Origin of the sequence: Komarekiella delphini-convector SJRDD-AB1 (assembly GCF_014831675.1) — a bacterium.
Classification (GTDB): domain Bacteria; phylum Cyanobacteriota; class Cyanobacteriia; order Cyanobacteriales; family Nostocaceae; genus Komarekiella.
The window spans coordinates 1-25,028 of the sequence record NZ_VJXY01000011.1 but is presented as its reverse complement, the minus strand read 5'-3'; the positions used below and the strand labels follow the sequence as shown (position 1 = coordinate 25,028).

Annotated in this window: 19 protein-coding genes, 1 pseudogene and 2 riboswitches; of the genes and pseudogenes, 4 read left to right on the top strand and 16 right to left on the bottom strand. The window is 39.0% G+C overall.

The features are described 5' to 3' along the window. Positions 1-306 precede the first annotated feature (306 nt). Entirely contained in the window at positions 307-3,078 is a 2,772-nt protein-coding gene (locus FNW02_RS12135; RefSeq protein WP_191757805.1) for a CHAT domain-containing protein, read from the top strand. Between the two features lie 128 nt (positions 3,079-3,206). On the opposite strand, the gene FNW02_RS12130 is transcribed toward FNW02_RS12135, so the two are convergent. Together FNW02_RS12130 and FNW02_RS12125 are read right to left on the bottom strand one after the other, a co-directional pair. After that, on the bottom strand, positions 3,207-4,061 hold the full coding sequence (locus FNW02_RS12130; RefSeq protein WP_225225602.1) for a DUF928 domain-containing protein: 855 nt from the start codon (positions 4,059-4,061) through the stop codon (positions 3,207-3,209). 1,012 nt (positions 4,062-5,073) lie between these two features. Continuing rightward, entirely contained in the window at positions 5,074-8,193 is a 3,120-nt protein-coding gene (locus FNW02_RS12125; RefSeq protein ID WP_191757804.1) for an MFS transporter, read from the bottom strand. A gap of 511 nt (positions 8,194-8,704) precedes the next feature. On the opposite strand from FNW02_RS12125, the gene FNW02_RS12120 reads away from it, so the two are divergent. Together FNW02_RS12120 and FNW02_RS12115 are read left to right on the top strand one after the other, a co-directional pair. Continuing rightward, positions 8,705-8,908, top strand: coding sequence for a chlorophyll a/b-binding protein (locus tag FNW02_RS12120; RefSeq protein ID WP_162397968.1), 204 nt, complete (start codon positions 8,705-8,707; stop codon positions 8,906-8,908). A 45-nt stretch (positions 8,909-8,953) separates the two neighbouring features. Then, positions 8,954-9,166: a high light inducible protein gene (locus FNW02_RS12115; RefSeq protein ID WP_191757803.1), complete on the top strand. Its 213-nt coding sequence runs from the start codon at positions 8,954-8,956 to the stop codon at positions 9,164-9,166. Positions 9,167-9,363: 197 nt separating this feature from the next. Here FNW02_RS12115 and FNW02_RS12110 read toward each other — a convergent pair whose 3' ends face one another. The 10 genes from FNW02_RS12110 to ntrB all read right to left on the bottom strand — a co-directional run bounded on the left by FNW02_RS12110 (position 9,364) and on the right by ntrB (position 20,155). Next, positions 9,364-10,473, bottom strand: coding sequence for a sensor histidine kinase (locus tag FNW02_RS12110; RefSeq protein ID WP_191757802.1), 1,110 nt, complete (start codon positions 10,471-10,473; stop codon positions 9,364-9,366). A gap of 122 nt (positions 10,474-10,595) precedes the next feature. After that, positions 10,596-11,096 (bottom strand): Rab family GTPase, encoded by a 501-nt coding sequence (locus tag FNW02_RS12105; protein WP_191757801.1) that lies wholly within the window; start codon positions 11,094-11,096, stop codon positions 10,596-10,598. 14 nt (positions 11,097-11,110) lie between these two features. Continuing rightward, positions 11,111-12,901, bottom strand: a complete 1,791-nt coding sequence (locus FNW02_RS12100) for an OmpA family protein (protein WP_191757800.1) — start codon at positions 12,899-12,901, stop codon at positions 11,111-11,113. Positions 12,902-13,133: 232 nt separating this feature from the next. After that, complete coding sequence (locus FNW02_RS12095; protein WP_225225601.1) at positions 13,134-13,355, bottom strand: hypothetical protein; 222 nt, start codon at positions 13,353-13,355, stop codon at positions 13,134-13,136. Positions 13,356-13,390: 35 nt separating this feature from the next. After that, positions 13,391-13,978: a hypothetical protein gene (locus tag FNW02_RS12090; protein WP_191757798.1), complete on the bottom strand. Its 588-nt coding sequence runs from the start codon at positions 13,976-13,978 to the stop codon at positions 13,391-13,393. A gap of 444 nt (positions 13,979-14,422) precedes the next feature. Beyond that, a complete protein-coding gene (locus FNW02_RS12085; RefSeq protein ID WP_191757797.1) occupies positions 14,423-15,760 on the bottom strand; it encodes an SLC13 family permease in 1,338 nt (445 codons plus the stop codon). 115 nt (positions 15,761-15,875) lie between these two features. Further along, positions 15,876-16,496 (bottom strand): universal stress protein, encoded by a 621-nt coding sequence (locus tag FNW02_RS12080; RefSeq protein WP_191757911.1) that lies wholly within the window; start codon positions 16,494-16,496, stop codon positions 15,876-15,878. 196 nt (positions 16,497-16,692) lie between these two features. Further along, a riboswitch (cyclic di-AMP (ydaO/yuaA leader) is annotated at positions 16,693-16,828 on the bottom strand. Positions 16,829-16,846: 18 nt separating this feature from the next. Beyond that, positions 16,847-17,680 carry an ABC transporter ATP-binding protein gene (locus FNW02_RS12075; protein WP_191757796.1) on the bottom strand — a complete coding sequence of 278 codons (834 nt, stop codon included), beginning with the start codon at positions 17,678-17,680 and terminating at the stop codon, positions 16,847-16,849. 54 nt (positions 17,681-17,734) lie between these two features. Beyond that, the gene (locus FNW02_RS12070; RefSeq protein ID WP_191757795.1) at positions 17,735-19,189 is read right to left on the bottom strand and encodes an ABC transporter substrate-binding protein; all 1,455 of its coding nucleotides are present in this window, start codon (positions 19,187-19,189) and stop codon (positions 17,735-17,737) included. 114 nt (positions 19,190-19,303) lie between these two features. After that, complete coding sequence (gene ntrB, locus FNW02_RS12065; protein ID WP_191757910.1) at positions 19,304-20,155, bottom strand: nitrate ABC transporter permease; 852 nt, start codon at positions 20,153-20,155, stop codon at positions 19,304-19,306. Between the two features lie 95 nt (positions 20,156-20,250). Further along, positions 20,251-20,514: riboswitch (cyclic di-AMP (ydaO/yuaA leader) on the bottom strand. Positions 20,515-20,933: 419 nt separating this feature from the next. On the opposite strand from ntrB, the gene FNW02_RS12060 reads away from it, so the two are divergent. After that, a complete protein-coding gene (locus FNW02_RS12060) occupies positions 20,934-22,277 on the top strand; it encodes a sensor histidine kinase (protein WP_191757794.1) in 1,344 nt (447 codons plus the stop codon). Between the two features lie 59 nt (positions 22,278-22,336). On the opposite strand, the gene rnc is transcribed toward FNW02_RS12060, so the two are convergent. The 4 genes and pseudogenes from rnc to FNW02_RS38550 all read right to left on the bottom strand — a co-directional run. After that, entirely contained in the window at positions 22,337-23,023 is a 687-nt protein-coding gene (rnc, locus tag FNW02_RS12055) for a ribonuclease III (protein WP_191757793.1), read from the bottom strand. A 136-nt stretch (positions 23,024-23,159) separates the two neighbouring features. Continuing rightward, positions 23,160-23,948, bottom strand: a complete 789-nt coding sequence (locus tag FNW02_RS12050) for an NYN domain-containing protein (protein WP_191757792.1) — start codon at positions 23,946-23,948, stop codon at positions 23,160-23,162. A gap of 583 nt (positions 23,949-24,531) precedes the next feature. Beyond that, complete coding sequence (locus FNW02_RS12045; protein ID WP_191757791.1) at positions 24,532-24,687, bottom strand: hypothetical protein; 156 nt, start codon at positions 24,685-24,687, stop codon at positions 24,532-24,534. A 34-nt stretch (positions 24,688-24,721) separates the two neighbouring features. Beyond that, positions 24,722-24,901: pseudogene (locus FNW02_RS38550) on the bottom strand (Uma2 family endonuclease); the annotation flags it as partial. Between the last annotated feature and the right edge of the window lie 127 nt (positions 24,902-25,028).

The following is a 25,028-nucleotide window of genomic DNA, read 5'->3' as shown; positions in this document are numbered from 1 at the left end:
TCTATACATATAATCTGGCAGATCATGGCAAAATATTTACTTATTTTTACATGACCACTTTTTTTGCCTCAGTTTACTTAAATAAAAGTATTTTTACTAGTTAGATAGATTTTTTATGTCACTTTACTAGTATTTAATTTATCCAGAATTTCAGTTTATAAAAACTTTGCAATTTAATGTTAACTCTTTACAGAGGTTTCATTCTTTTACAAGAGAAAACATAGTATTTTTACTTAAGTGGAAATACTGTATCTAATTATTTTTTTCATAATTTAATTTCACCAAAATCCACACTAAAACTTTTTTATGCACAGCAAACGCCACAAACGAGGTATTGGTGGCTTATCAAAATGGCTATTTCTGTGCAGTCTGATCTTTTGTCTATGCTTGAGTCATGTTTCTTTAACAACTTGGCAAGCAAAATCTGAGGAAGTAATAACTGCACAAGTAAGGAATCTGAGCAGTAATTTTCCAGAAATCCGATGGTCAGAAGCCAACCAGCGCCAAAAATCGGGATCTTACTTATCTACGGGGGCCTATAATCAGCTACTATCCTTGGAGCTACTACAGGATCTAAGCCAAATAGAAGTTCAGTTTACTGATGCCAGTCAATATATTCATCAAGGTATTAAAAACTACGCAGCAGGAGATTTTCAAGATGCGATTAAACAATGGCAAATAGCTCTGACTTTCTACCAAAAAACTCAGAACCCTTTCCCTATAGGGATTATCAATAATTTAGCAAGAGCGTATCAGCATATTGGTGAAAGTGAGTTGGCGATCGCTTATTGGGAGCAGGCAATCGCTTACTATCGTCAAATCAAAGATATGCCACAAGTGGGACTAAGCCTTACACAAGAAGCTCAGGGATACAATAGCTTAGGGCAAACTGCCAAGGCGATCGCTCTGGCTGAAAGTGCTTTAGAGATTACCCATACTTATAAAAATATTCCCTTGCAAGCGGCGGCTCTGGGGAGCCGTGGAGAGGCTTACCGACTTCAAGGCAATTACAAACGGGCAATTATAGATTTAGAAAATAGCTTAAAATGTGCCCAGCAAATTAATAATACATATTATTATTATTCTGCCCTAAAGAGTTTAGGAAATGTTTACATTAACCTAACTCAAGTAAATTATCGCCGCCCTGACTCTACTATTCAAGCAGATGATAAGAATATTTATGAGCAGTTTAGAAAACAAGCTTGGAGTGATGATGCCAAAGCTTGGGAATATCTGCAAAAGGGTCTGAATATTGCTCGCGATCGCGGCGACAAACTAGGTGAAATGCGCTTACTTCTCAATTCGATTTTGCTTGATCATCGTTACGCATCAAATTTAGCTTCAGTAGCAGTACAACAAGCTTTAGTGCTGCTAGAACAACTACCAGATTCACTAGATAAAGTTTATGCAGCCATAGACTTAGCTAATCTTGTCCAATTTCCTCCTGTTGATCCAATTTCGTATTTAGTCGCGTGTCCGCGGTCTCAAAAAAACGCGAAAGTTTTAGATTTACTTGTGCAAGCAGTTTCAACCGCTCAACGTTTGAAAAGCTTTTCTGTCTTATCGTTTGCTATCGGAAATCTTGGTCATTTCTATGAGTGTCGGCAAGATTATCAGCAAGCTCTAAAATTAACTATACAAGCTCAAAGGACTGCTAAACAAGGTTTAAATACTTTAGAAGCTAAAAATAGGCTATTTTTATGGAATTGGCAAGCTGGGCGTATTTTGAAAGCACAAAATAAGGTATTTGATGCCATTAAAGCTTATAGACAAACTTTTGAAAGTTTAAAATATATTCGCAGTCTTATTTGGACTATTCATCCATATTTACAAGTTAGCTTTAGAGATATTTTTGAACCGTTGTACCGTCAGTTTATTGACATAAATCTCAGTTTAGAAGATGAAAAAATTGCTAATGAAAAAAAAATTAGTAGTGTTGATAATCTTAACTCTGTAATCGCTACTGTTGATAACTTACAACTGGTAAAAGCACAAAACTATTGTGTTAATGATTGTAAATCTACAATAGTTAATAATCAGCAGGATGATGTCATAAAACTTAGGGAAAATACTGCTATTTTTTATTCAATTATTCTAGAAAAACACACTGCAATTATAGTTAGTTTTCCTAACGGTTATAAAAAGTTTAAATGGATAAATATTGATAGTAAAACCCTTAGAGAAGAAGTCAATAAATTTCGGATTGGACTTGAGAATTATGGTGATATAACTTACAATCCCAAGCGGGCACAGAAGTTGTACAGCTGGATAGTTCGTCCTTTTGCGAGAGATTTAAAGTCATTACAGATCAAAACTCTAGTTTTCATTCAAGATGGAGTTCTTCGCAGTGTACCAATGGCGGCGCTACATGATGGTGAGAAATTCTTGGTTGAGAAATATGCTATTGCTACCACTCCCAGCCTGACTCTAACAAATCCTCAAACAGTGCATAGCAAAAACCTGCGGGCGTTAGCTGTTGGTTTAACCAAAGATGCAATAGTTAGTGGTCGAAGATATGAGGCTTTGAGCAACGTGGCCTCAGAAATTCGTCAAGTCAAGGAGCAAATTCCGGGTAGCAAGTATTTATTGGATGAGAATTTTACAAGCGATCGCTTACAAGCCGAACTCCACAAAACTGTCTATCAAATTATTCACATTGCTACTCATGGTGAGTTTGGCAACTTTCCCGAAGATACTTTTCTCGTTACAGGTGATAATGACAAGCTCACCATCACTGAGCTACATAGTATAATTCGCAGCCTAGCCCACGGTGCTAAAACCATAGATTTACTTACGCTTACTGCTTGTGATACTGCTATTGGTAATGATCGTGCTGCTCTTGGGCTGGCTGGAGTTGCTGTACAGGCTGGTGTGAGAACTGCTCTCGCTTCACTTTGGTCGATTAACGATGCTTCCACTGTCGAATTAGTGACTAAATTTTACGAAGCTTGGCGTCATCCTGGAGTGAGTAAAGCGGAGGCTTTACGTCAAGCTCAGCAAGCGCTAATTTCTAATGGTAAAATTTCTGCCCATCCCGCCTACTGGGCTGCTTTTATTCTCATAGGTAATTGGCTGTAGGCAATTCGCTGATTTAATATAGTTGCTGCTCTTTTAGCCAATAGTCAAGAAATAATTTACAAAATTACTGTTCTTCTAGCCGATGTCAGGGAACAAGTTTATGAGAGTTAGTGCAAAAGCTGCTGTCATCAATTGTTGATGGCGTTGCTGATGACGATGCTGCTTAAATGCCCATATCGTGTTTTTTCTATCTTGGCAAGATTAGTTAACAAATTAGCAACAGCCCTTCCTGTTTGCCCACCAGGTATGGGTAGTACTTCGTTAATGGCATCGTACCATATACCAGCTTCAGCATAGAGATTGGCTCTAAGGGAAGGTTCGTGGGTAATAGAAAGGGCGTTTGAAAGTGTCTGGGGAATGTGTACAACCTCTATTTCTGCCCTAGCAACTGGATTACGGGAGGGGTGGTTACTGTTACACAAAGTTTGCAACTGCCAAAGATATCTTTTACCCACACTTAAACCAGGCAACTCCTGTGGTAAAGAGCGCTTCATCATTCCTTGTGCACTCTGGAATTGGTATGTATAAATATTTAGCTTTTTTGGTTTGAGATTGGTGTCAAATTCGTAGAGACTAAATTGTATCGGCACAGCTTGGTTGTCAGGTATAAACCAAGCAAAAGTTGGATGGAGCGAAGTGGTTCGTCCAACATGGGTTGTGGGGGCCAGTAATGTGAGCGATCGCCCACTGGTTGCTTTGCACCGTCCTCTTACACCTGATGAGTCCGAATATCCACTTGGGGGTTTTTGATCTGACGGTGGCTGATATCCAGCTAGTGCGACCTGAGTTGTGCCTAGGGTGGTACTTAAAATACAACTTGTTAAAACCCTGAAATTCAAAAGTTTGTGCAAAGTCCACTTTTTGTAAGTCATCATTGGGTGCATTTCACTTTTGTAGATATAAATTGAACTACAAACTGAGGTTGCTACTTTTCGGACTTTTTCGGAGATATTTTTGTGAAATTGAAATGCTGCTATATTCATTTTTCCTCCTTATCATTGGACTGAAAAATTAATTGTAAAATTTTATAAATTAAGTTTGCTATTAATCCAGGTTTATTTGCATTCGAAACATTAATTAGACATTTTTGTCATCTACTAATATCAAACCACACTTTATTTAATGTGGTCATAATATTTATTAATAGGGTAACAGTTAGTCTAAAACTTTGATCAATAAGGTTTTAATCTATCTTAATCTGTTTTCAAGTAACAGTTTACTAACAGTCATAAAGCTACTTTTTAACATGTTATATATCACTTAAAATCTCTATTTTTTTAAACAGAAAATACCCAATTCCCTAGAGGGTTAAAGGTGGTGTAGATGTTGTAAAAGCTATAGAAATGCCCAAAGGTCAATAGCAAAGCGTAAAGCCTTTTCTCCAAAAACGCTACGCTTGCTTCCCCGTAAGGGTACGCTTAGAGCGAGTCTACGTGCATCAGAACTTGTTATTAAACATTGCGATGAAATAACGTGAGCGTATGCATTTAACAAGAGTATTCTTTTTTGGATTTCACTGAGTCTATAAGCTGTCAATATTGGCGATTTAAAAGCCTTGTCACTCCTGCATGAAGATTTCCGTTAGTTATAAAAAGGCGTCAGGAAAACCCATTCCTTCTCGGTAGGTGATGAAAGACGCCCCGACACCGTTGACAGTTAACAGTCAACAGTTAACAGTTAACATTTAACGTGAAATCCCATCCCCTTTTAAGGGTGGAATCATCTTAAATTGTTTATTTGTCAGTGACTTACGTCACATTCATTTCTATAACTAGCTCTTTGAGCTATATTAAAAAGGAGGATTAATAGTTTTTATTAAAAATAAAAATTAATAAATTGGCAAACTCAGTCATAATTAACAGGGAAAATGTAAATTATCTTTGCAGCCAAATATTAATTTAAAACTTACCCAATTTAAAAACTTTCAACTTTTGGAAATAAAAAAGCCTCCCTGTTTGGGAGGCTAAGAAAAGTTAGCGGAGACAACTTGTCAACCTACACCCAAACTACAGCGATCGCTCCTCCTAATGCAGAGAAAATAGCTGAGACAATCGCTGTAGCAAACAGCCACCAAGCCGCTGTAGCTGCGGCTTTGCGGGTTTCTTCCGCTTGCCGCTGCGCTTGATGCTTCACCTCTTCTAGGCGGCGTTGAGCTTCGTGTTGTAGGCGTTCTGCACGTTGTAAAACTGTGTTGCGTGCTCGTTCAATTTGATCGATAACGCGGTTAGCATCTTCCTCAGAGATATCTTCACGGGAACTCATCAGCGCCACTAGAGTATCACGGTCGAAAGAAGACAAGCGATCGCGCAGAGCATCAAATCCCGCCTGGGGATCTTCAAAAACTGTGCGAACATCACGCTTGATACCGTCATAGTTGAGTTCTGGACGATCTAGGGAGTTGAGATAGTTACGAATTCGGGCAAATACTCCATCAATTGCATCTTGAATGCCTCGTTGGATACTCCGCACTTGTTCGACAAATTGCTCCCGCACTGAGACAATATTATCGGCAATCCGCGCCGCTTCCTCATCAGATATATCTTCCCGAATTTTCAGCAGGGCGATAATTGTCTCACGGTCAAAATGGGAAAGGCGATCGCTAAAACTTTCCATCCCGACTCGTGGATCGTGTAACAGTAGTTGCAAGTCGCGTTTGATGCCTTCTGGGTTGAGTTCTTCTTTACCAGTTTGCCGCAGATACTCTTGCAGATATGTTTGGAAGTTTTGCACTCTTTGCTGTGTGCGGGTCGCTAGGCGACGAGGCGCACGTACAAAGTTGCGAATCGACATTTGTACAGAATCGATAACTTCATTGACTTGTTGCTCACTCAAGTCTTGACGCTGACTGAGCAACTTCACCAAGGTATCCCGATCTACTTGCGATAACCGCCGGCGCAGTGCGACAGCTCCCTCTTTGGGGTTTTCAAACAATCTACTAAAGTCCCGTTGAATACCTTCAGGGTTCAGTTCTGTTTTGCCAGTATTCCGCAGGTAATCTGCAAGTGTAGTGGTAACAGAATCGTATTGCTCCTTAGCTTTATCTAATACAGCTTGAGGTGCATGGCGGACACCATGCCACGAATGTTCAACATCATTGATGATTTGATTAATTTGGTCTTCGCTCAAATCTTGCCGTTGATTCAATAACTGCACCAACGTATCGCGGTCAAAGCGAGACAACCGCGCCCGAATTGCAGCAATTCCCGCTTGAGGATCTTCTAACAACGTTTTCAAGTCGGCGCGGATAGCATCAGGGTTTAATTCTCCTTTACCTGTGTTACGCAGATATGACTCTACATTTAGCCACATGGTTTCTGCTTGATATTTTGCCTGATCTGCTAGTCCTTTGGATTCTACCAAGACGCGATCGCGCTGTTTTTCTAACTCGTCAACAATCCTTTCTACTTCATAGACATCAATATCATTACGTTGCAGCAATATTTCCCGCATTTCTTGACGCTCTATTTGCGCCAATCGCAGCACCAAGGTTTCATAATCTGCGTCTGAGTCTGCTAATAGCGGTGCAAAATCCCGCGCGATGATTTCAGGGGTCGTCAAATCTGCTTTTGGGGTAACAAGCAGATAACTTTCGACTTTGCGTTGCAAGTCTTGTACGATCTCTCTTTCTTCAACTGCGGTAACTGTCACTAGCACTTCTTGGCGGACTGCTTCCAGTTGATTTGCAATACGTTGAATTTGAGCTTGGGTAAGCAGTCCTCGCTGTTGCAGGATATTAGCAAAATCGTTGCGAGAAAGTCGCTCTAATTCTCTTCGCACTGTGCCAGGATCGGCTGCTGGGTCGTAAATAACATCACGAAATTCTTGAGCAATTTTTTCCTGGCTCAACTGCCAAGCATAAGTGTTGTGCAGATAGTTTTCTACATCAGCTCGAATTGGGCTATAAGGTTGTGATGGTGTGGGTAATCCTAGCTTATCTGCTTGTTGAGTTACTTTGTCTTTGGCTGTAGTGAGCGATCGCAAGATTTTTTCCACATCCAAATCTGACAAATCAGTACGTCCCATGACAATACCTGTTAAGGCTGTCAATCCTTGCTGGAGTGTTTGTTGAATCGGCCCTGCGGTTGCTTTTTGATCAGCTTCTTTAGAACTACGTGTTTCGGCAATTAACCGCTCTAGTTTGGCGTTGAGTTCATCTGTCTTATTTTGTCCTGGTGGGAGTGATTTGAGATAGTCCATCAATTCACCCATCCGGTCTGGGGTGGGTTGTTGCTGACTCACTACCTGTTGCCAAACTTTATATAATGTGTCGGTTATGCGATTAACGTCTCGTTTGGAAAGGTCGGTGCGACTGCTGACTAACTCGGCAAACTTTTGGCGGTCAATATTGCGGATGTCTGAAGTCCCGGCGATCGCTTTTAGTTGCGGATCGTTGAGTAAATTTTCAAAGTCACCCCGAATTTTGGACAAATCTAGCTCTGGAGGGCGCAGTCTATCTAAATAATCTTCAATGTTATCTCGGATGCTTGTGGGGTCGATTGCGCTCCCTAGTTCCCGACGCACGGCGGCGGCGGCGGCTTCAGCTGTTGCCACTACTTGATTATTAACAGCCTTTGCACCTAGTGCAGCGGTCGCTGTCCCCATAATCGCCTGAAAGCCAGAAGTTGCCGTACTGACCACTGAGCCGACTACAGAACCCACAGCAGTAGAGCTTGCCAACATCAGTAGTAAAAAGTATGCAGCCCAAATCACTAACCCTAGAATCGCTCCCAGTCCTGGATCTAAAACTAGGAGGCTGAGTTTTACTGCGAGGAAAGAAGCGATTAATGAGGCGATCGTCACAGTGACTAATGTCCAAATCCCCACCGCTGTGCCAATTTTGCGAATCGTGCCCCCCAAACTTCCAACTTCCTCACTACCTGAATCCGAAGATGGACGACCCAGATAGGAAATACCAGCCGCAACAGAGAGGTTTGTTAAAACCAACTGGAAAGCGAAGGCCAAAATCACACCGGAGATTAAAGCCACAAAAAAGCGTGGCCCCGAAGTGAGAACTGATGCCTGTGCTGGCGTGAAGCTTGAGCTATCTGCTGGGATCTGCGCCACCCAAAATAGTGGCTTGCAGAGGCCCAACATGATTTCCGCACTTTGAAACATGTATTTCCTTCCTCTATGTTTAAATATCGGGGATTAAGAACTATGTGAGAAGCAAATCTGTATCTATTTTGTCTCTATGTGTGTACCTATGGTAATACCTAACTCTTGTAGCTCTCAGAATCCAGGAATTTAGGTGGTAAATGCATCTCTCCAAAGTTTGAAAGCTGTATCCAGCGGAAGATAGAACTTTTCTAAGCTACCGATAAAAATTTACCTTAAATTTGCCGCATTATCGAGTAAAAACCCTATTAATCCTTAACTCTTACTTTTTAATTTTTAATTGCTTAGTCACAGCAATTTATTTTGTTTAAATTTACGGTTCAACTCATCAGGGTTTACATTTATTTACAATTAGTTTTTGTGTCACTCTCTTAAGGTGGATTTGTCTATACCAATACGTTTGTGATTATCGTCCACAAGAAGTGCTTGTATATTGTGCCCACAGGCATAAAACATCTCTGTTATAAATAGCTACATTAAAGTTAACAAACACATTGTTTAGGACAAAAAAATGGAAACTCGATCTTCCACTGATTTGCCAACAATTGCAACAGAATATAATGGCAGCGATCGCAATGCTTTTCTATTTGGTTGGACTCCTCAAGCCGAACTATGGAATGGCCGATTTGCAATGATTGGTTTTCTTGCATATTTACTTTGGGATTTAGCCGGTTATAGCGTTCTACGCGACGTTTTACATCTGATTGGCTACTAAAGATAAAGCATCTGAAAAACTACTGGATTTTAAAGGAAAAATACAATGGAAACTAGAGAAACTCGTCCTGCTACTGATTTACCACCTGTTGCTAAAGCTTACAATGGTGTAGATCGTAATGCTTTTCTATTTGGTTGGACTCCTCAAGCCGAACTATGGAATGGTCGCTTAGCAGCAATTGGCTTTCTTGCTTATCTACTTTGGGATTTAGCTGGCTATAGTGTTCTGCGTGATGTATTGCACATTGTTAGATACTAGCGTTGAGTAATGAATGAGTTTTAAGCTCATCCCACCCCTAAAAGGGGATGAAATTTCACGTTGACAGTTGACTGTTAACGTTCTAAAAAGGCGTCTTTCATCACCTATCGAGAAGAAATAGGTTTTCCCGACCCTTTTTTATAAGTTATCAGTTCAAAATGAACTGTTAATTAAAAACTCAAAACTTACGACTCTTATCATGGTTTTGGTAAGCTCAACCAAAATCGTGAACCACCTTTGGGAAGGGGTAAATAACCAATTACTCCTCCCCAACGTTCTACTGTAATACGGCAAAAGTAAAGTCCAAGTCCAGATTTACCTGGTTTAGTTTTCCCTTGAGAAAACTTTTCAAATAAAGTTTCTACCATCTCTGACTGTACACCAGCACCTTCATCGTCTATAGTCACAAGAATATATTCTTCATCTTGTTGCAAACCAATTGTTATGGTAGATTCTGGTGGACTATAGCGCAAAGCATTTTCTAAAAGATTAGAAATTACTCTATTTAAGCGTGATTGATCACCTATTACTTTCCAATTTGCTTTCATGCTCAGATCGCCAACAAGTTTGAATTGTATATTATTAACTAGACAAATAGGATTTAAAAGCTCAATAACTTCTTGTACAGAAATTAAGATATCTGGTGCTTGAGTAATATTGCATGTAAAAGCTTCTAGAGATTGAATATCTGCTGAGAATGCATTTAAAATATCTCTAATTAACATTTGTTGCTGAATGGATTGCTTCATGCCAATTTCTAAACGTTCTTTTCCTTGATCTGTCAAATTCTCAAATTCTAACAGAGCTAAACAGCAATTTATACTACTTAGCTGCCCTGCCATATCATGAATAATACAATGGATTAATACTTCTTTCTTCTGATTATCTTTTAGCCATTGTTGGTAATTTAATTGATTTTCTCTAGCTTTTTGGATAATATATAGTTTTTCTTTATATGTTTCATTGAGCAATTCAATTAAGAGAAACTTTTTATGATTGACGCAAATTGCAGAAGCTTCAAAATGACATTCTTTTCCCGTTAAATCTATGTCAATCCATAAACCTGAGCTTAGTTTAGTTGTGCGATCGCTCTGCCAAAACTCTTCAGCATCAATCAAAAAGTTTTCCAGAAAATGAAATCCTTCTTGTAGTATTAATATCTCCATTCCTGTTGTAAATTTTTGTTTGTAACAATGAGTTAACCAACTTGGTACAGTCCCATGAATTTTAAATAAATTTACATTAAGTCGCTCTAATACCAAAATATTCAATGCTGCAAAAATATCTGCTGTGATCTGGTCATTCATACATTCTAAAATGCTGTAACAAATTGATATTAGCTCTTGTTTGCTGTTTAATCTTTTAATTATTTTTTATAACAATAGAATAAAATCTTTAAATAAGCAGTTACGATAGTGTGACCATCTAGTTAGCATCTATCTAAGATTTTATGAGCAAGAGTTTGAAAAAGTTCTTCTACACCTAGACCATTTTTAGCACTAGTTTTAATCACTGTCCAACCTTTCTGTTGAATTGCGTCGATTTCAACAGTATCAATATCCCATTCATTTTTCATGTCCCATTTATTTAGAACTAAAATAAACGGAACTTGTCCAATTGTTTCTTCTACTCTTATTTGCAGATTTAAAGCTTTTTCTAGAGTATTATGTCTAGTTCCATCAACTACTAATAAATAACCAGATGAACCCCGCAAGTAAGACATCCGTACATTTTGAAATTCGTCTTCTCCATAAAGATCCCAAAGTATAACATTTAATGTTTTTTCTTTAATCTTTACTATCTTCTTATCAATTTTAACCCCCAAGGTAGTATGATAACTTTCTGAGAAAATGCTATCAACAAACCGTGCCACTAAACTTGTTTTACCTGTGGCAAATGCACCTACCATACATATTTTTTTCTGGAGCATAAATTGATACTGCTTCAGTTAATTTTATTAGTAATAAGTACTTTAAAAGATACTCTGCAATCCGCTTTTTGAGCTTCTGCTGTCAAAGGCTGTAAAGACATACTTGAACTAACACCTATAGCTCTAAATTTGCTTGTATTGATTTTTTGGAAGTTAATATGAGACAAAATTTTATTTGCACGAGCTTGGCTGAGTAGCATGTTGTTTTGCTCTGTACCAGTTGTATTGGTGTGTCCTATTATTTGAATTTCGACATTTTTCTCCAAATAATTGACGATATTTAAGAGTTTTTGTAGTCCTAAGACAAAATTATTTAGTTTATCAGTTTCACCTGGTATCAACTCTATACTTCCTTCTCTAAAAAAGAGTTGTGTTTGTTCAATTTGATTTTTATATAACTCTAGTTGTTTAAGTTCGAGTTCTACAAAGCTTGTTTCCTGAAATTGAGTAACACCAGGAATAAAATGCCATAATTTTCGTGCTTCCTGAATCCATTGGCGAGATGCAAAACCAGTGACTTGAAGAATACCGTTGTTGTCAACTTGTAGTGATACACTTTTTGGAGGTTGGAGCAATTCCTCAACTCTTTTAGTGATAAATTGTGGCTCCAAAGATAGGTAAGGTTTCCATTGACTGCTAATTGTTTTTGGGTTGAGATTTGTTTGCTGTATCAGTGTATTGGGATCTACTGCTAAAGGATCACGCATTCCAAAAATAAAATATTTTCCAGTTATCTGCTTAGTGCTAATCACGACAATTCCTGGCTGAGAGTTGAGTTTTTCAATATAAGCGTTCCAGCGAAATTGTTCTCTAATGGCAAAAAAGCCCCAAATGCCAGAAGCGATCGCTGTTGTACCTAAGAAAGCCCATGCGTAAGTATAATTCTTTTTATGCGGATTTTTATACTTAAATGCTAAACAGGCTTCTAAATAAGTCTTGCTCGCCTCAAATGGCTGTGTTTCACCTGCAAAATCATTTATTTCTTGACTCAACTTCAGGTGTATTTTTTCTATTGCATCTCGAAAAACTAACCTTAATTCTTGAGGTGGTTTTCCCCGGATAATACTTGCAAGTAGAGCTTGCGGCCCTTGTTCAATCCAAATGGTAAGCTCTCCAAACTGCAAACTTTGGAGTACATCATTTTTTGGTACTGTGAAAGAGTCTTGGACAAAATCTTGGATAGCCGTTAACATGGCTGAAACTAAAACCGGATCTTGAATACCTACCTTTGTTGCTACGAGATGTTGTAGCAATAATCCGGTTTTTTTATGAATCAAAAATACTTGTTCGACTCGGTAAACTAAAGTGCGAAGCAGCACAATTTCTGCAAATGATTTTCCTGTGCGGCGTGCATCTAGTCTCCATTTAAAGCTCTGTAGTGATAAGCTATATTCTAAGGTTTGATTTAGGGATTGAATCATCTCGTCTAGAGATGCAGAAATAGCCTTGCGAGCGGCTGGCCCAATGATGGGAAAAAACGCCTCGGAAAGTATATTGTGGTCTTGTTTAATAGAACTATGAATTGCTTCTTCTACAGTCGATACTATTGCTTCGCCCAGTAGTTTATCTTGCTTTGAGCGCAGAATAACGGCTTCTGGAAGCAATTGACTGATATCTTCGGGTTGAATCTGGGGGTTATCTAATCGTTCATAGAGTTTGTTGAGTTTGTTCGGCTCAATATCAAAGAGCAAACTCCGAAGTTCACTCAGTTCATTTTGATTAAGAGATACGTCTGAAGACTGGCTTTTTTCCCTTAAAACTTCGCGAGATTTGTCATCTATTTCATTCTTGGAACTGTCATTCATTACCAAAATTCCCCAATTCACAATTGATATTACAGCAATTTTTAGCTTTCCTAATCTCTTGCCTTAATTGGGTCACTGTGACAAAACAGTAGAATTGTAGATTCAACTCGAAGCCCTTGTATAGCAAGGGCTTAGTTCATAATATTCTCAAGTTACACAATTTTGGCGATCGCTTTTTTGAGAAAACCAGCTCCTATAATGTGATCTAGATTTTAATCATGCCTAGACAGCATTAAAGTTGTGACTTTATAGATGCGATCGCACCTGAGCGACTTACTCCGGAATCCTGATCATAGGGAGTCTTGATAATTTTGGTAACAAAGACGTTACTGTTACCACCATAAGTGTTGTCAAAGGCATTTTTGGTAGGAAAATCGCTTGAGTTGGTAGAACCTCTAACATAAGCATTACCGGCCAGTCGCTCATGAGGAAATACTGTGTTAGAGAGCGCCATGTGTTCCCTAGTCACTTTTACACATCCTTTAAAACTTAGGACTTGGTATCATAGTTCAAGCGGATGGCTAGTTCTGAAAATAAAGCTGCAAGATGAGAACGGTCAGTCTGATCTCTGCGTAGTTCTTTAGCTTCTCGTTCCAATAAAACTAAGATTTCTTCGTATTTTTGTCGAATTTCATCTTGTAGGTTTTTAGATTGGTTGAGAATCTGCTCTCGAAGATCTCGTTGGCTATTGGTAGTTTGCTCATTAAATTGGGTAACTTTTTTCTCTAAAGATGAGGCAACACTTTTCTGTTCTTCAGCTAGTATTTTCACAATTGCATCACGTTCTAATTGCTCAATTCTTAGCTGCTCTGTTAAAGACTCTATCTCTTTTTTGATATAAGTTTCCAAGGCATCTAAACGCTTTTTTGCCTCATCACGCACATTGGCAGATTCTTTAACCAGGCGTTCTTCTAGACGGGTAAATTTCTTTTCAACCTCCCGCATTTGGTTGCCAACTAAAATATCTCTAACTTTATCTAAACTATTAATTGCAGGCACATTGGAATTATTATTAGATTTATTTATATCTTGATACTGGTCTTGAAAATTATTAATATATTCTTCCGGTGGATTCATAGATTTAACCCTTTTTTAGCTTATAAACAGGAGATAGGAACCAATTATGTTCCTACTTTGTTGTACTAGATTCAGCTTTTAGATATTAGTCTCTATGGCAGATTCTTTAGACATAGAATAGCAGATTTTATTCTCCAAAGATAAGAATACATCTTGAGATAAGTTAAGTAGGATTATATAATTATAATTTTTCCTAATCAAGACTTTGCTAAAAAAAGAACATGAAGACAGAAGCGCAACGCAAAAGCGCCTCTTGGTAGTGATACAAACCATCGCTAGAAATCAGCGCTCAAACTTTTTGTTCTCACAAGGAGAAAGGTTTTAAATTTTCCCTTTCTTTATTAGGGTAGGGAGTTAGGTCTTTTACTTGTAGTCAACTTAATTGAAAATCGCTGTAAATTGGCAAAGTTATTGCTTGTAAAACTTGTTTTATGCCCTTTCTACCTAAAGCAAAAAACGAACTAACACATACAATGCTGAAGCTACAAGTTGCAGTACCATTACTGGGATGCCGTAATGTAGAAAAGTTTTAAACGAGATACGGCGTCCGTGCTGCTCAGAAATCCCGGCGGCTACAATGTTAGATGATGCGCCTACTAGTGTACCATTACCTCCCAAAGTTGCACCAAACATCATGGCGTAAAACAGTGGTAACACTTCTGGGGGAAACTGGCCTTGAAAGTCTTGTGCTAAAATCTCTGGGGGTGCTAACCCGACGTTGACAATGTACTGTTTGAGTAAGGGTACCATCGCCACTACCAAAGGGATATTAGGAATCAAGCTAGATAATATCCCTACAACAAATAACAATACCAGCGAACCCAATACAATATTTTTTCCTAATATTGCTGCTAATACTCCTGATAAACCGTTGATTATGCCAGTCTTTTCCAGTCCTCCGATTAGCACAAAGATACTCATGAAAAAAATTAATGTGCTCCAGTCTACATCCCGTAATATATTGTTTACTGAATCAATTTTGCTATGGTGAGATAGAAGTAAAGCCAAAGCTGCTCCTAACAAAGCTACGGCAGCAGGCGAGATAGGAATTGGTAAAGATTCTCCTATGACAAAAAATATTAAGACAAAAGCTACAATAACTGCGCCCAGACTTAAAACTCGCGGGTGATTGATTTGCGGGTGGGGCAAATTTTCGAGATTATCTAGTTGTGTATTCCAAATTTTGCGAAATAAAAATGGTAGTGTTGCTATTACAACAACAACGGCAATTACTCCTCCCAAACTCAATTTCAATAAATAATCTGTAAAGCTGATATTTATAGCATCGCCAACAATATAGGTAGCTGGATCACCAACTAATGTCAGCAGTCCAGCACTGTTAGCAACAAATACCATTAAAATCAGTAATGGTACAAAATTTATCCCAATTTCCTCCGCCATTGGCGGAATTAAAGGTGCTAACAACATTACTGTTGTGGCATTTGGTAACACTGCACAAATGGGAGTAACCATACCCACAATACCGAGTAATAGACGCTTACCTTGTCCTTTAGCCAATAGCACTATTTGAGTAGCTAAATAATCGAATATTTTGGTAGGCTCAAATGCTCGTACCAGTACCATAACTCCGAAGAATAAACCCAGTGTTCCATGACTATTACCGATGTAACCGACAGCTTCTTCTAAAGTCATGACGTTGGTAAAAACTAGTAACAATGCTCCCAATAAGGCAGCAATTGTGAGATGCACCCATTCCGTCATGACTAATATAATTACGCCTAAAAATGTAATAACACTTAGGAACGCTTGCCAGTTGTCCATACCCTACCTCTTGAAGTCTAATTGGTTGTATCAGTAGCGAAATAAGCCACCTATTTGTAGGTGACTTATGTAAGCTCATAATGAAATTAAAAATCACTGAAATTAAGAACAGTGATTATTCATCAATACAACTGGGAATACCTAAGACGACGCAGGGGAAATTAGAACCTAGTGCTTCGATAATGGAATGATTGACTGATTTACAACCCAAAAATAATATATCGGCAGCCTCTAATTCAACAACTTTCTGAAGTTCTGTACCAATGCAACCAAACCGCAGATGAGATTTGAAGGAACCCTGCCATTCTTCAGCTAAACTTCGTGCTTGCCAGAGAATTCTGTCTGCTTGTTGGATGGGAGTTACAGCGGCTTGGAGTTTTGGTTGAGTTAATACGAGTGTGACAGAGTTTGATATTTCGCTGATTGAACACTCTAATGGAGGCTGATTTATTGGAATATTTAAGGTATTTAGATACTGAGTGCTTTGATTATTGTCAACCACATAAACGGCTTGAACTGTGACTTGTGTGTTGGTAGCTAAACGCGTTTGGTGAGCAATCCAGAAGGCAATATCCAGCGCTGTATGACTATTTGGGGAAGCGTCATAGGCAACGATTAAGTTAACAGATTCTACCTTTTGAACTTTTTGAGAAAAAGGTTTTTTTGGCTCTGGTAATAATACCATTTGCTCAATTAAATCATTTCGACCTATAGCGCTTTGCAAACGCGCTAACATTGGCTTAATTTCCACCGCTTTTACTTCTCCTAATGAAATGAATGACAAACGAGAAGCAGGGCAACCAATTCTTGATTTCGTCTTTTGTCATTTGTCTTTTGTCCTTGGCTTTTACCCAATGACTAAATGACTAATGGCTGAAATCTTAAATTAGTCAAGGAAACCCCAATAGAAACTGGTATTACAGCCAAGTTTTGGAGGTTCCTTCCATTGCCTACGGAGTTAGCTGACGGGCTAAGACTGGAAGGTGTCTCTCTTAAGATTAGCCCCAAACATTGGTTCCTCCGTTTCAAATCTAGCTTTCATAAATTTGAATTAGGCTACCCACTAAAAAATGATAATCTAACTTGTTAGTCTTGAGCAAAATATCGGTCAAGGAAATTTAGAGCATGGTTGCGGAGTTCAAAATATTCTTTTGAGTTTCGCATGGCAGCACGATCGCGGGGATGCTCAAAAGGAACTTCTAGTATCTCTCCTATGGTAGCAGCTGGGCCATTAGTCATCAATACGATGTGATCGGACATATAAATGGCTTCATCTACATCATGGGTAATCATCATCACTGCTTGGCGATGGTTTTCCCAGATATCCAATACTTGCCGCTGCAATTTACCCCTAGTTAATGCATCTAGTGCTCCAAAAGGTTCATCCATCAACAACATTTTTGGGTTAATTGCCAAAGCTCTAGCAATACCTACCCGCTGTTTCATACCTCCAGAGAGTTCATCGGGATATTTGTCAGCCGCCGCCGTTAAGTTTACCATTGCCAAGTGTTCATTTACAATGCTAATTTTTTCAGCCCGATTGGCATTTTTTAGCACTTCATCCACAGCTAAGCGGATATTTTCCCGTACAGTTAACCAAGGTAATAATGAATAGTTTTGAAATACCATCATTCTCTCAGCACCAGGTTTACGAATTTCTTGTCCATCTAACCGTACTGAGCCAGAAGTGGCTTTTTCTAAACCAGCAATAATTTTGAGTAATGTTGATTTACCACAACCAGAGTGACCAATTACAGAAATAAATTCATCTTCACCAATTGTGAGATTTACACCATCCAAGACCACAAAATTATCTTTATCAGGTGTTGGGTAAGACTTGATTAAATTTTCAACTTCTAAAAATCCTCTACGGGGCATAACTTGGTTGTGAGTATTAATAGGTAATGAGGTGTATTCCATTATCAAATGCTCCGAAAATAATTGAGTCACTTAGTAAATATTTCAACTTGAGATTTAAGACATGAAGAAACGAGTAGGAGCATTAGCCCTAATTGCAAAACTATTGAGATAGCCAACAGGATCGCTGGGGTCGAAACCTTTTTTATCTATAAATACTTCTGGAGGTTCGACTTTGTAATCATCCTTGGGACACTCGATGCCCATTTCCGATGCTATCTCCCGATATAAGTCTGTTCTCCAGCCTTGTGCAGCTAGTTTATCGGCATTTTTGGGAAATTGCTTAATTTGTCCCCACCGGGCTGCTTGTGTCATCATCCAGATACTTCTGGATCTCCACAGAAATGTCGAGTGTTCTGCTGGCTGTTTGGGAAGGTTTTCAGGAATATCAAAGAAAATCGTGTTATCAGCACCTTGGATGGTGCGGTCTTTGCCATCAAACCCACCATAGTTGTAATTGCCAAGAATTCCTGGCCCTGTCAATTTAGTAATTGGGGCACCCTTTTTTTTCGGTTTTGCACCAGTAAAAGAACGATCTGTAAGTAATTCGGCAACTTCTTGGCGATTTTCGGGTTTGCTGCAATACTGGCAGGCTTCAATCATCGCCTTCACTAAGGAACGATAGGTTTTGGGATATTGGACGATAAAAGGTTCCATCACTCCCAGCAGTCTATCTGGGTGTCCCAGCCAAATTTCTTTGCCTTGTGCGAAGGTAAAGCCGATGCCTTCGTTACCTGTAATTGCTCGTGTATTCCAGGGTTCTGCCACCATGTAAGCTTGCATTGCCCCAATCCGCACGTTTGTCACCATCTGGGGAGGCGGGACAATGATAATGCGAAACTCTTTGAGCGGATCAACACCAGCAGCAGCAGATAAGTAGCGGAGAAAGTATTCATAAATGGCAGAACTTAACACTACTGCCCAGACTTTGCGTTCTGGTGGTTGCTTGTCAAAGTAGCCTCGGAAATCTTTCCCAAAGGCTTCTAGTGCGCCATCGCCATGTTTTTGTTGGTACTCATACCACGGACGCAGCCCAAAATCCCACATGGCTTTGTTCATCGTCATAGCGTTACCGTGGCTATGAATGGTCATGGCTGCACATAAAGGGGCGTGGCGTGCACCTTCAGCACCAATTCTGGCGTTGGTAACAGCACCAGATACTATGGGTGAAGCATCGAGACGACCAAAAATTAAGCCGTCACGGGAGGTTGCCCAACTGGCTTCGCGGTTGAGTTGGACGTTCAAACCGTATTTGCGGAAGAAACCTTTTTTCCAGGCGATCGCAAATGGTGCACAATCATTGACAGGGACATAACCAACTGTGATATCCGGCTTTTCTGGCAGATCTTGCCCTGTGACTACTGGTTGAACTGCTAAGGCTTCTTCAGTTAGCCCTTTAGCACCAGTATTTCCAGATATGGCACACGAGGACAAAGCCATTCCTGCTGTCGTTGCTCCTATTGCTTTGACGAAATCTCTTCGAGTCCAGTTATTCTGATTAATATCACCCATTTCTGTAGCTCCAATGGTGATTGATTCAGGACTTACGCAAAATCATGAAAAAACAAACCGCTAAGGACGCAAAGTCTCTTTGCGTTTTGCTATTTTGTGATGAATCAAATTTTTCTAGGTAGAAACTGTAGGGCGGCGAGTTACTAATTCTTGGATTTTGCCCACCGCGTAATCAAGGACTAATCCAGTTAAACCAATTATCAACACAGCTAGGAAGACTGAACTCAGATTTAAACGGCTCCATTCATCCCAGACAAAAAAGCCTATACCTACACCACCTGTGAGCATTTCTACAGCAACAATTACTAACCAAGCAATTCCTAAACTAATTCGTAAACCTGTAAAGATATATGGCAAACTTGCAGGCCAGATAATTTTTGTAATCCGCCGCCAACGAGGCATTTCTAACACTCTTGCCACATCTAAATAATCTTTGGGAACGCTGGAAACTCCTAAGGCAGTATTAATAATTGTCGGCCATAAGGAGGTAATGAAAATTACAAAAATGGCTGAAGGGTCTGACAAATTGAAAATAGCTAAGGCAATAGGTAGCCAAGCTAGGGGCGATACTGGTTTAAAAATCTGAATGATGGGATTGAATGCTAGCATTGCCGGTCTAGACATGCCAATTAAAAATCCCAGAGGAATCGCTACTACTGCACCTAATAAAAAGCCCAATAATACTCGTCGTAGACTAGCGATCAACAACCAGCCAATGCCTAAGTTACCCGGGCCTCTCTGGTAGAAGGGATTTAAAATGTAGTCTAGATTAGCTACCAGCGCTTCTGGCGGGGTGGGCATCAATTCATGATTGGCAAGTGCAACCACCCACCACAGCAAGATAATCCCTATGAACCCTAATAAAGGTAGTAAAAAAACATCCTTGGCGATCGCAGGTTTTGCTTTTTTCCATGCAGCTTGTCCAGCAATCGCAATGATTGCAGCTAAATTTAGTTGAAATACCATTACAACCTCAACAGAGTTCAGCACAGGTACAAAAATCTGAGCAGTACCAGCCATGGACACTGATGAGATCGGAATATTACAATAATTCCGTCTCTTCAGTCTCCTCTCAATGCCTACGAAGTTAGCTGACGGGCTAGGGCTGAGAGATGCCCCTCTTTTAAGAGTTTTGAGTGCTGAGTTTGCGAAGCTGGAGTAGAGGAAGCCTCCGATCCAACTTCTCACCGAGTGCTGAGTTAAAGATTAGTAACTCCTCTGTGTTTCCTCTTAAGCTATCACTCTCTGCAAGATACGCCCCACAATATGGTTCCTCCGCTCTAGCGCTATGTATTGTAGTGCGCTAGATTAAGCTGACTTACTCTTATGGATACTCAATCATGGTTAATATAGCATCGTTGCTCAGTGAAAACATCTGTCTTATGATAAATGTTGTTTATTTAAATACCGAAGTCAAGCGGCTATCCTTGCTTTTTGGTAATAAATAAAAATTATACTTTCGGTCGTACTGTGAGTTAAATCCTTACACAGCAAGCTAAATGGCGCACTTAAGTCAAGCATCAAGACTGTTACTTGCTTGTCTAAAACTTATCTATCCAGATATATATTATACAAACTAATTTACAATTTACGGTTAGTCAATCTAGAAAACATCGAAAATCAATAATATATACTTCTTTTGGTCGTTGAACGATTTCACTAACTTTGGTAAAGAGCTACTCGAATCGTTAGACTAATTGAATATGGAAGTTTACTCATCTATCTCGTTGCTGAATTTAACATAATGGATTTTAGTCAAGTACTGGCTGAAAAAAAGGATATTATCCTAAAGATATGGGTTGCAGCAGTTCGCAAAGATAGACGAATTGAAAGTGCTGATGACCTATCTTACACAGCGATAAAAGATCATATCCCTGATGTTTTGCAAGCGATGGTAACAGTGCTTTCAAAATCTCAAGATAATGATATTGAGTCAATAGTTATTGCTAGTTTTCAGCATGGAGCTATTCGAGCCGAACAAGGCTTCGATCCTGTAGAAATTGCCAGGGAATACCATCTGCTACGAACAGTAATATTTGACACTGTGCAACCAGATTTATTGAGAGGAACACCAATAGAGATAATTCGTTCTATACGTTTGATTGACGCTATTGTAGATGAAGCGATCGCTCGGTGTTTCAAGAGTTATGTTGAGGAACGTTTGCGAGAATTACGGCAGTTGCATTCATCACTAGCACTTCATAATGAAGAACTGACTCGCTTAATTAACGCTAATCAAGAATATCTTTCCCAACTAGCTCACGAATTGAAACATCCTCTGACTTCAATTATTGGTTACTCAGATCTGTTTTTACGTCAACAACGACGAAAAACTGATGTGAAAGACAACTATGCCAACCTAGAACATATTGAGCGCGTGCTACGTAATGGTAGGCAATTACTCCACTTGATCAATGATGTACTAGAACTGTCTCGCTATGAAGCAGGACAGATCAAACTTCAACTAGCACTCACCAATGTGCCTGAATTGATCAATAATGTTTGTGAAATGTTAGCGCCCTTAGCTGCTGATAAAAATTTACAAATTGTAGTGGATTGTGATAGCTTTGCCAATACTAAAGGCGATCACACTCTCAAAGAAATCACAACAGATTCTTTGAAATTACAACAGATTGTTACAAATCTTATTAGTAATGCGATTCGCTATACAGAATCGGGAACTATTAACATAGTGTACCAAGTGCTAGACAATGATAAATGGGCGATGCCTACGGCAGGCTGCGCCAAAGCTCCTGTATTGCCTGATCTGCCTTTAAAAAATTCCTTTCCTGTTCCTATAGCAACAGTTCCAGAGAAACTATTGGATAATAGAGCATACTTTGCGATCGTAGTTTCTGACACTGGAATTGGCATTGCACCAGAAAACCAAACCCAGATATTTGAACCCTACTTTCGTGTAAGTGCTGATAATAAATCCTATCTTCCCGACAGCACTGGATTGGGACTAGCAATAGTCTCCCGTTTAGTGCAACTACTGCAAGGTCAAATTCACCTAGTTTCTCAAGTGGGAGTTGGTTCCACTTTCACAGTTATTTTGCCCTTGCAACTGGAGATATCAGAGAGTTGATGTCGCACCAAGATGCAAAATTATTCTTTGCGCCTCTGCGTGAGATAAAAAAATCCTTTTTACAACAACCCTTGTTTTTTCAACCTAGCTAGTGCATCCTCAGCCGCAGCTTTTTCTGCATCTTTTTTGTTACGTCCCTTACCTTCTCCATAATCTTGTCCATCTACAAGCACTTTGGCTAAGAACTCTGGTGCATGAGACAAACCGCCTATTTGGACTGTAATATATTTGGGAGGATTTGGGGTAACATTGCGTTGCACCCATTCCTGAAAGCGATTTTTTGAGTCTACATTAGAGCGAGACACAACTATATGCTTAGGATCTACAGAATCAAACAGCGGTTCTATAAGGGTACGAACTGCCTCAATATTTGAGTTTTTATCCAGATAGTAAGCACCAATGACTGCTTCAAAAGTGCTGCTAAGCAAATTGGGATTTTGGTAGCCTCCGTCTCGAATAGCACCTTTGCCCAATCGTATTCTAAAATCTAAACCTACTTCTTCAGCGAACTTTGCTAGTTGCTTCTCATCTACCAGTGCAGAACGTCGCCGTGTTAATTCATCTTCTCCCATTTCTGGGTGACAACGATAGAGATACTCGCCACTTAAAAAATTCAGCAAAGCATCACCGAGAAATTCTAAGCGTTCGTTATGTTCACCTTCTCCAGGGTTTTCATGCACATAAGAACGGTGGGTAAGCGCACGGCGCAGAAGTTTTTCATCATGGAATATCAAAAGTTTGTGCATTATTGTATTTTGTATTGTTGCGGAAATTCACTGTTGGGAAACTGTATAAGTGTGATTTGATTCAAACATGAAAAAACCGCAAATAGCGGTGTTGGTAAAACCCAGTTTTTGCTTAACTTGGTTTTTAAAGGCTCTTTTAAGCAGCTAGTCTGTCTAACTTCATTAAAAACAAATCCTGATTTTGCCTTTGGATTTTACCATCCCTTACAACAGCATCAACAAACTGACTAAAGCTTTTAAATTTCTTGCCATCAGGTGTATGTATTGAGGAAAAACCTTGATAACTAGCACAATGCTGACGCATCAAGTTGTCAATATAGTTAAATCTAGTGCGCTTACCTTGGCTTAAAGCAGTGTTAATAGCTTTAATAAGGTACTTTATAGCTTCATTGTAATTAATCTGAAACTCAATGTAAGCGGTTTGAGGCTGAGTTTTTTTACCAATTAACTGAGGTAATTCATCCATAAAGTAAAATTCATCAGCACGCTCTTTAAGCTTTTGTTTTACATTACCTCGTTGTGCAAAAATTATGACATTTTTACCCTTGTCTTGTAGAAATTGAATTGGATTTGCAAAGTCCCCATCTCCTGACACAAGAATAACTGTATCTGGAGACTGATTGTTGTATACATCGTCAATTAAATCAGATTTAAGTTGATTATCTGCACTATTCTTTAAAGAACAGGTAACATCCTCACATTTAAAACCAATGCGTTGGAGATTCTCTTTGGCAGAAGCCTGGTTTTCAAATAATGAATTACAGTAGACTTTTTTACTAACCAAACGCCCCCTTGCGTTGGCAAAAGCCAGTAATAAATTTGCTAGTTCTTGACTTAAATAAACATTTTGAAAATCACAATAGATGCCAACCTTTAGCTGTGGCTGGCTTGTTTGTCCTTTTGAAGCTATATGAATGTCTGTCATTATAGTGTGTCCAGAGTTTGTTTCAGCGAACTGGACAGCATTAACAAATCACACATTTAACATTAGCCTAAGCTTGATATAAGAGATTAATACTTAAAAAGTATTTCTCTGTTATGAAGCTTTCTACCGTCGCCGTCGTTTGGTTCAAGTCTCAGCCGTAGAATTCCTGGCTTCCTACCAAGCTCCTCGTCATTCCTCCCGCTGAACATCTCATCTTCCACTGAAAGTCTAGTCAATTGCTTGACTTGACACCAGGCTGAATACTCAGCCGAAGGGATGACACGAAGCTCGGCAGGAAACTAGGAATTCTGCTGCTGAGACAACACCAAAAACTTGCGCTTTAGAGTGCGGTTATTTTGCTGTCTTAAATATACATTTGCATAGCTGATGCTGGATGTCAATAAAGTGATTTATGAAGATTCGGAAAAGCGATCGCCTGATATCAATCACCTCTGGTTGCATTTTCTATCAGTTATTTAAATAATATTTTAGCTAATAAATAATTTACGGCTTATTCTGTGCGATCGCACTATACAAAATACCTAGATTTTTCTTAATATCCTTAATATAATACTCATTCAAATCAATTGACTGCTAAATCAAGATTTTCTTTAAGAATAGTATATAATAAATAACTACATTCTTGTTCCTTTACACTTGCAAATAGTCCAGATGCCTCGTGGATAACTAAACCAAAATAATCAATAATTTCAATGAGTTTAAAATCACCATAAGCCATAGAAATGATTACTGCATATTATAACTGTAGTAAATTAATAATTTAATTTAGACGGAAATACTCTACTTAAATCTAGAGATAAATCAGGGAAACCAGATAAGAGTATCACTTGATTGGGTAAGATAATCCTTTTATTTAAATAACTATGCTTACCTTGATTGTCCTGATATGGTTCACTGTAACATTCCAGATAATTATCAAATAACTTAAATATCAATACTCCGGACAAAATTAGGCGGTAATAACGCCGTAAGACCGTAGGTTTTGGTAGTTAGGATGGGATTTAATTATAGTCGGCGAGAGTCCTAACGTTGAAATAAAGGTGTCGAGCAAATGGTCAT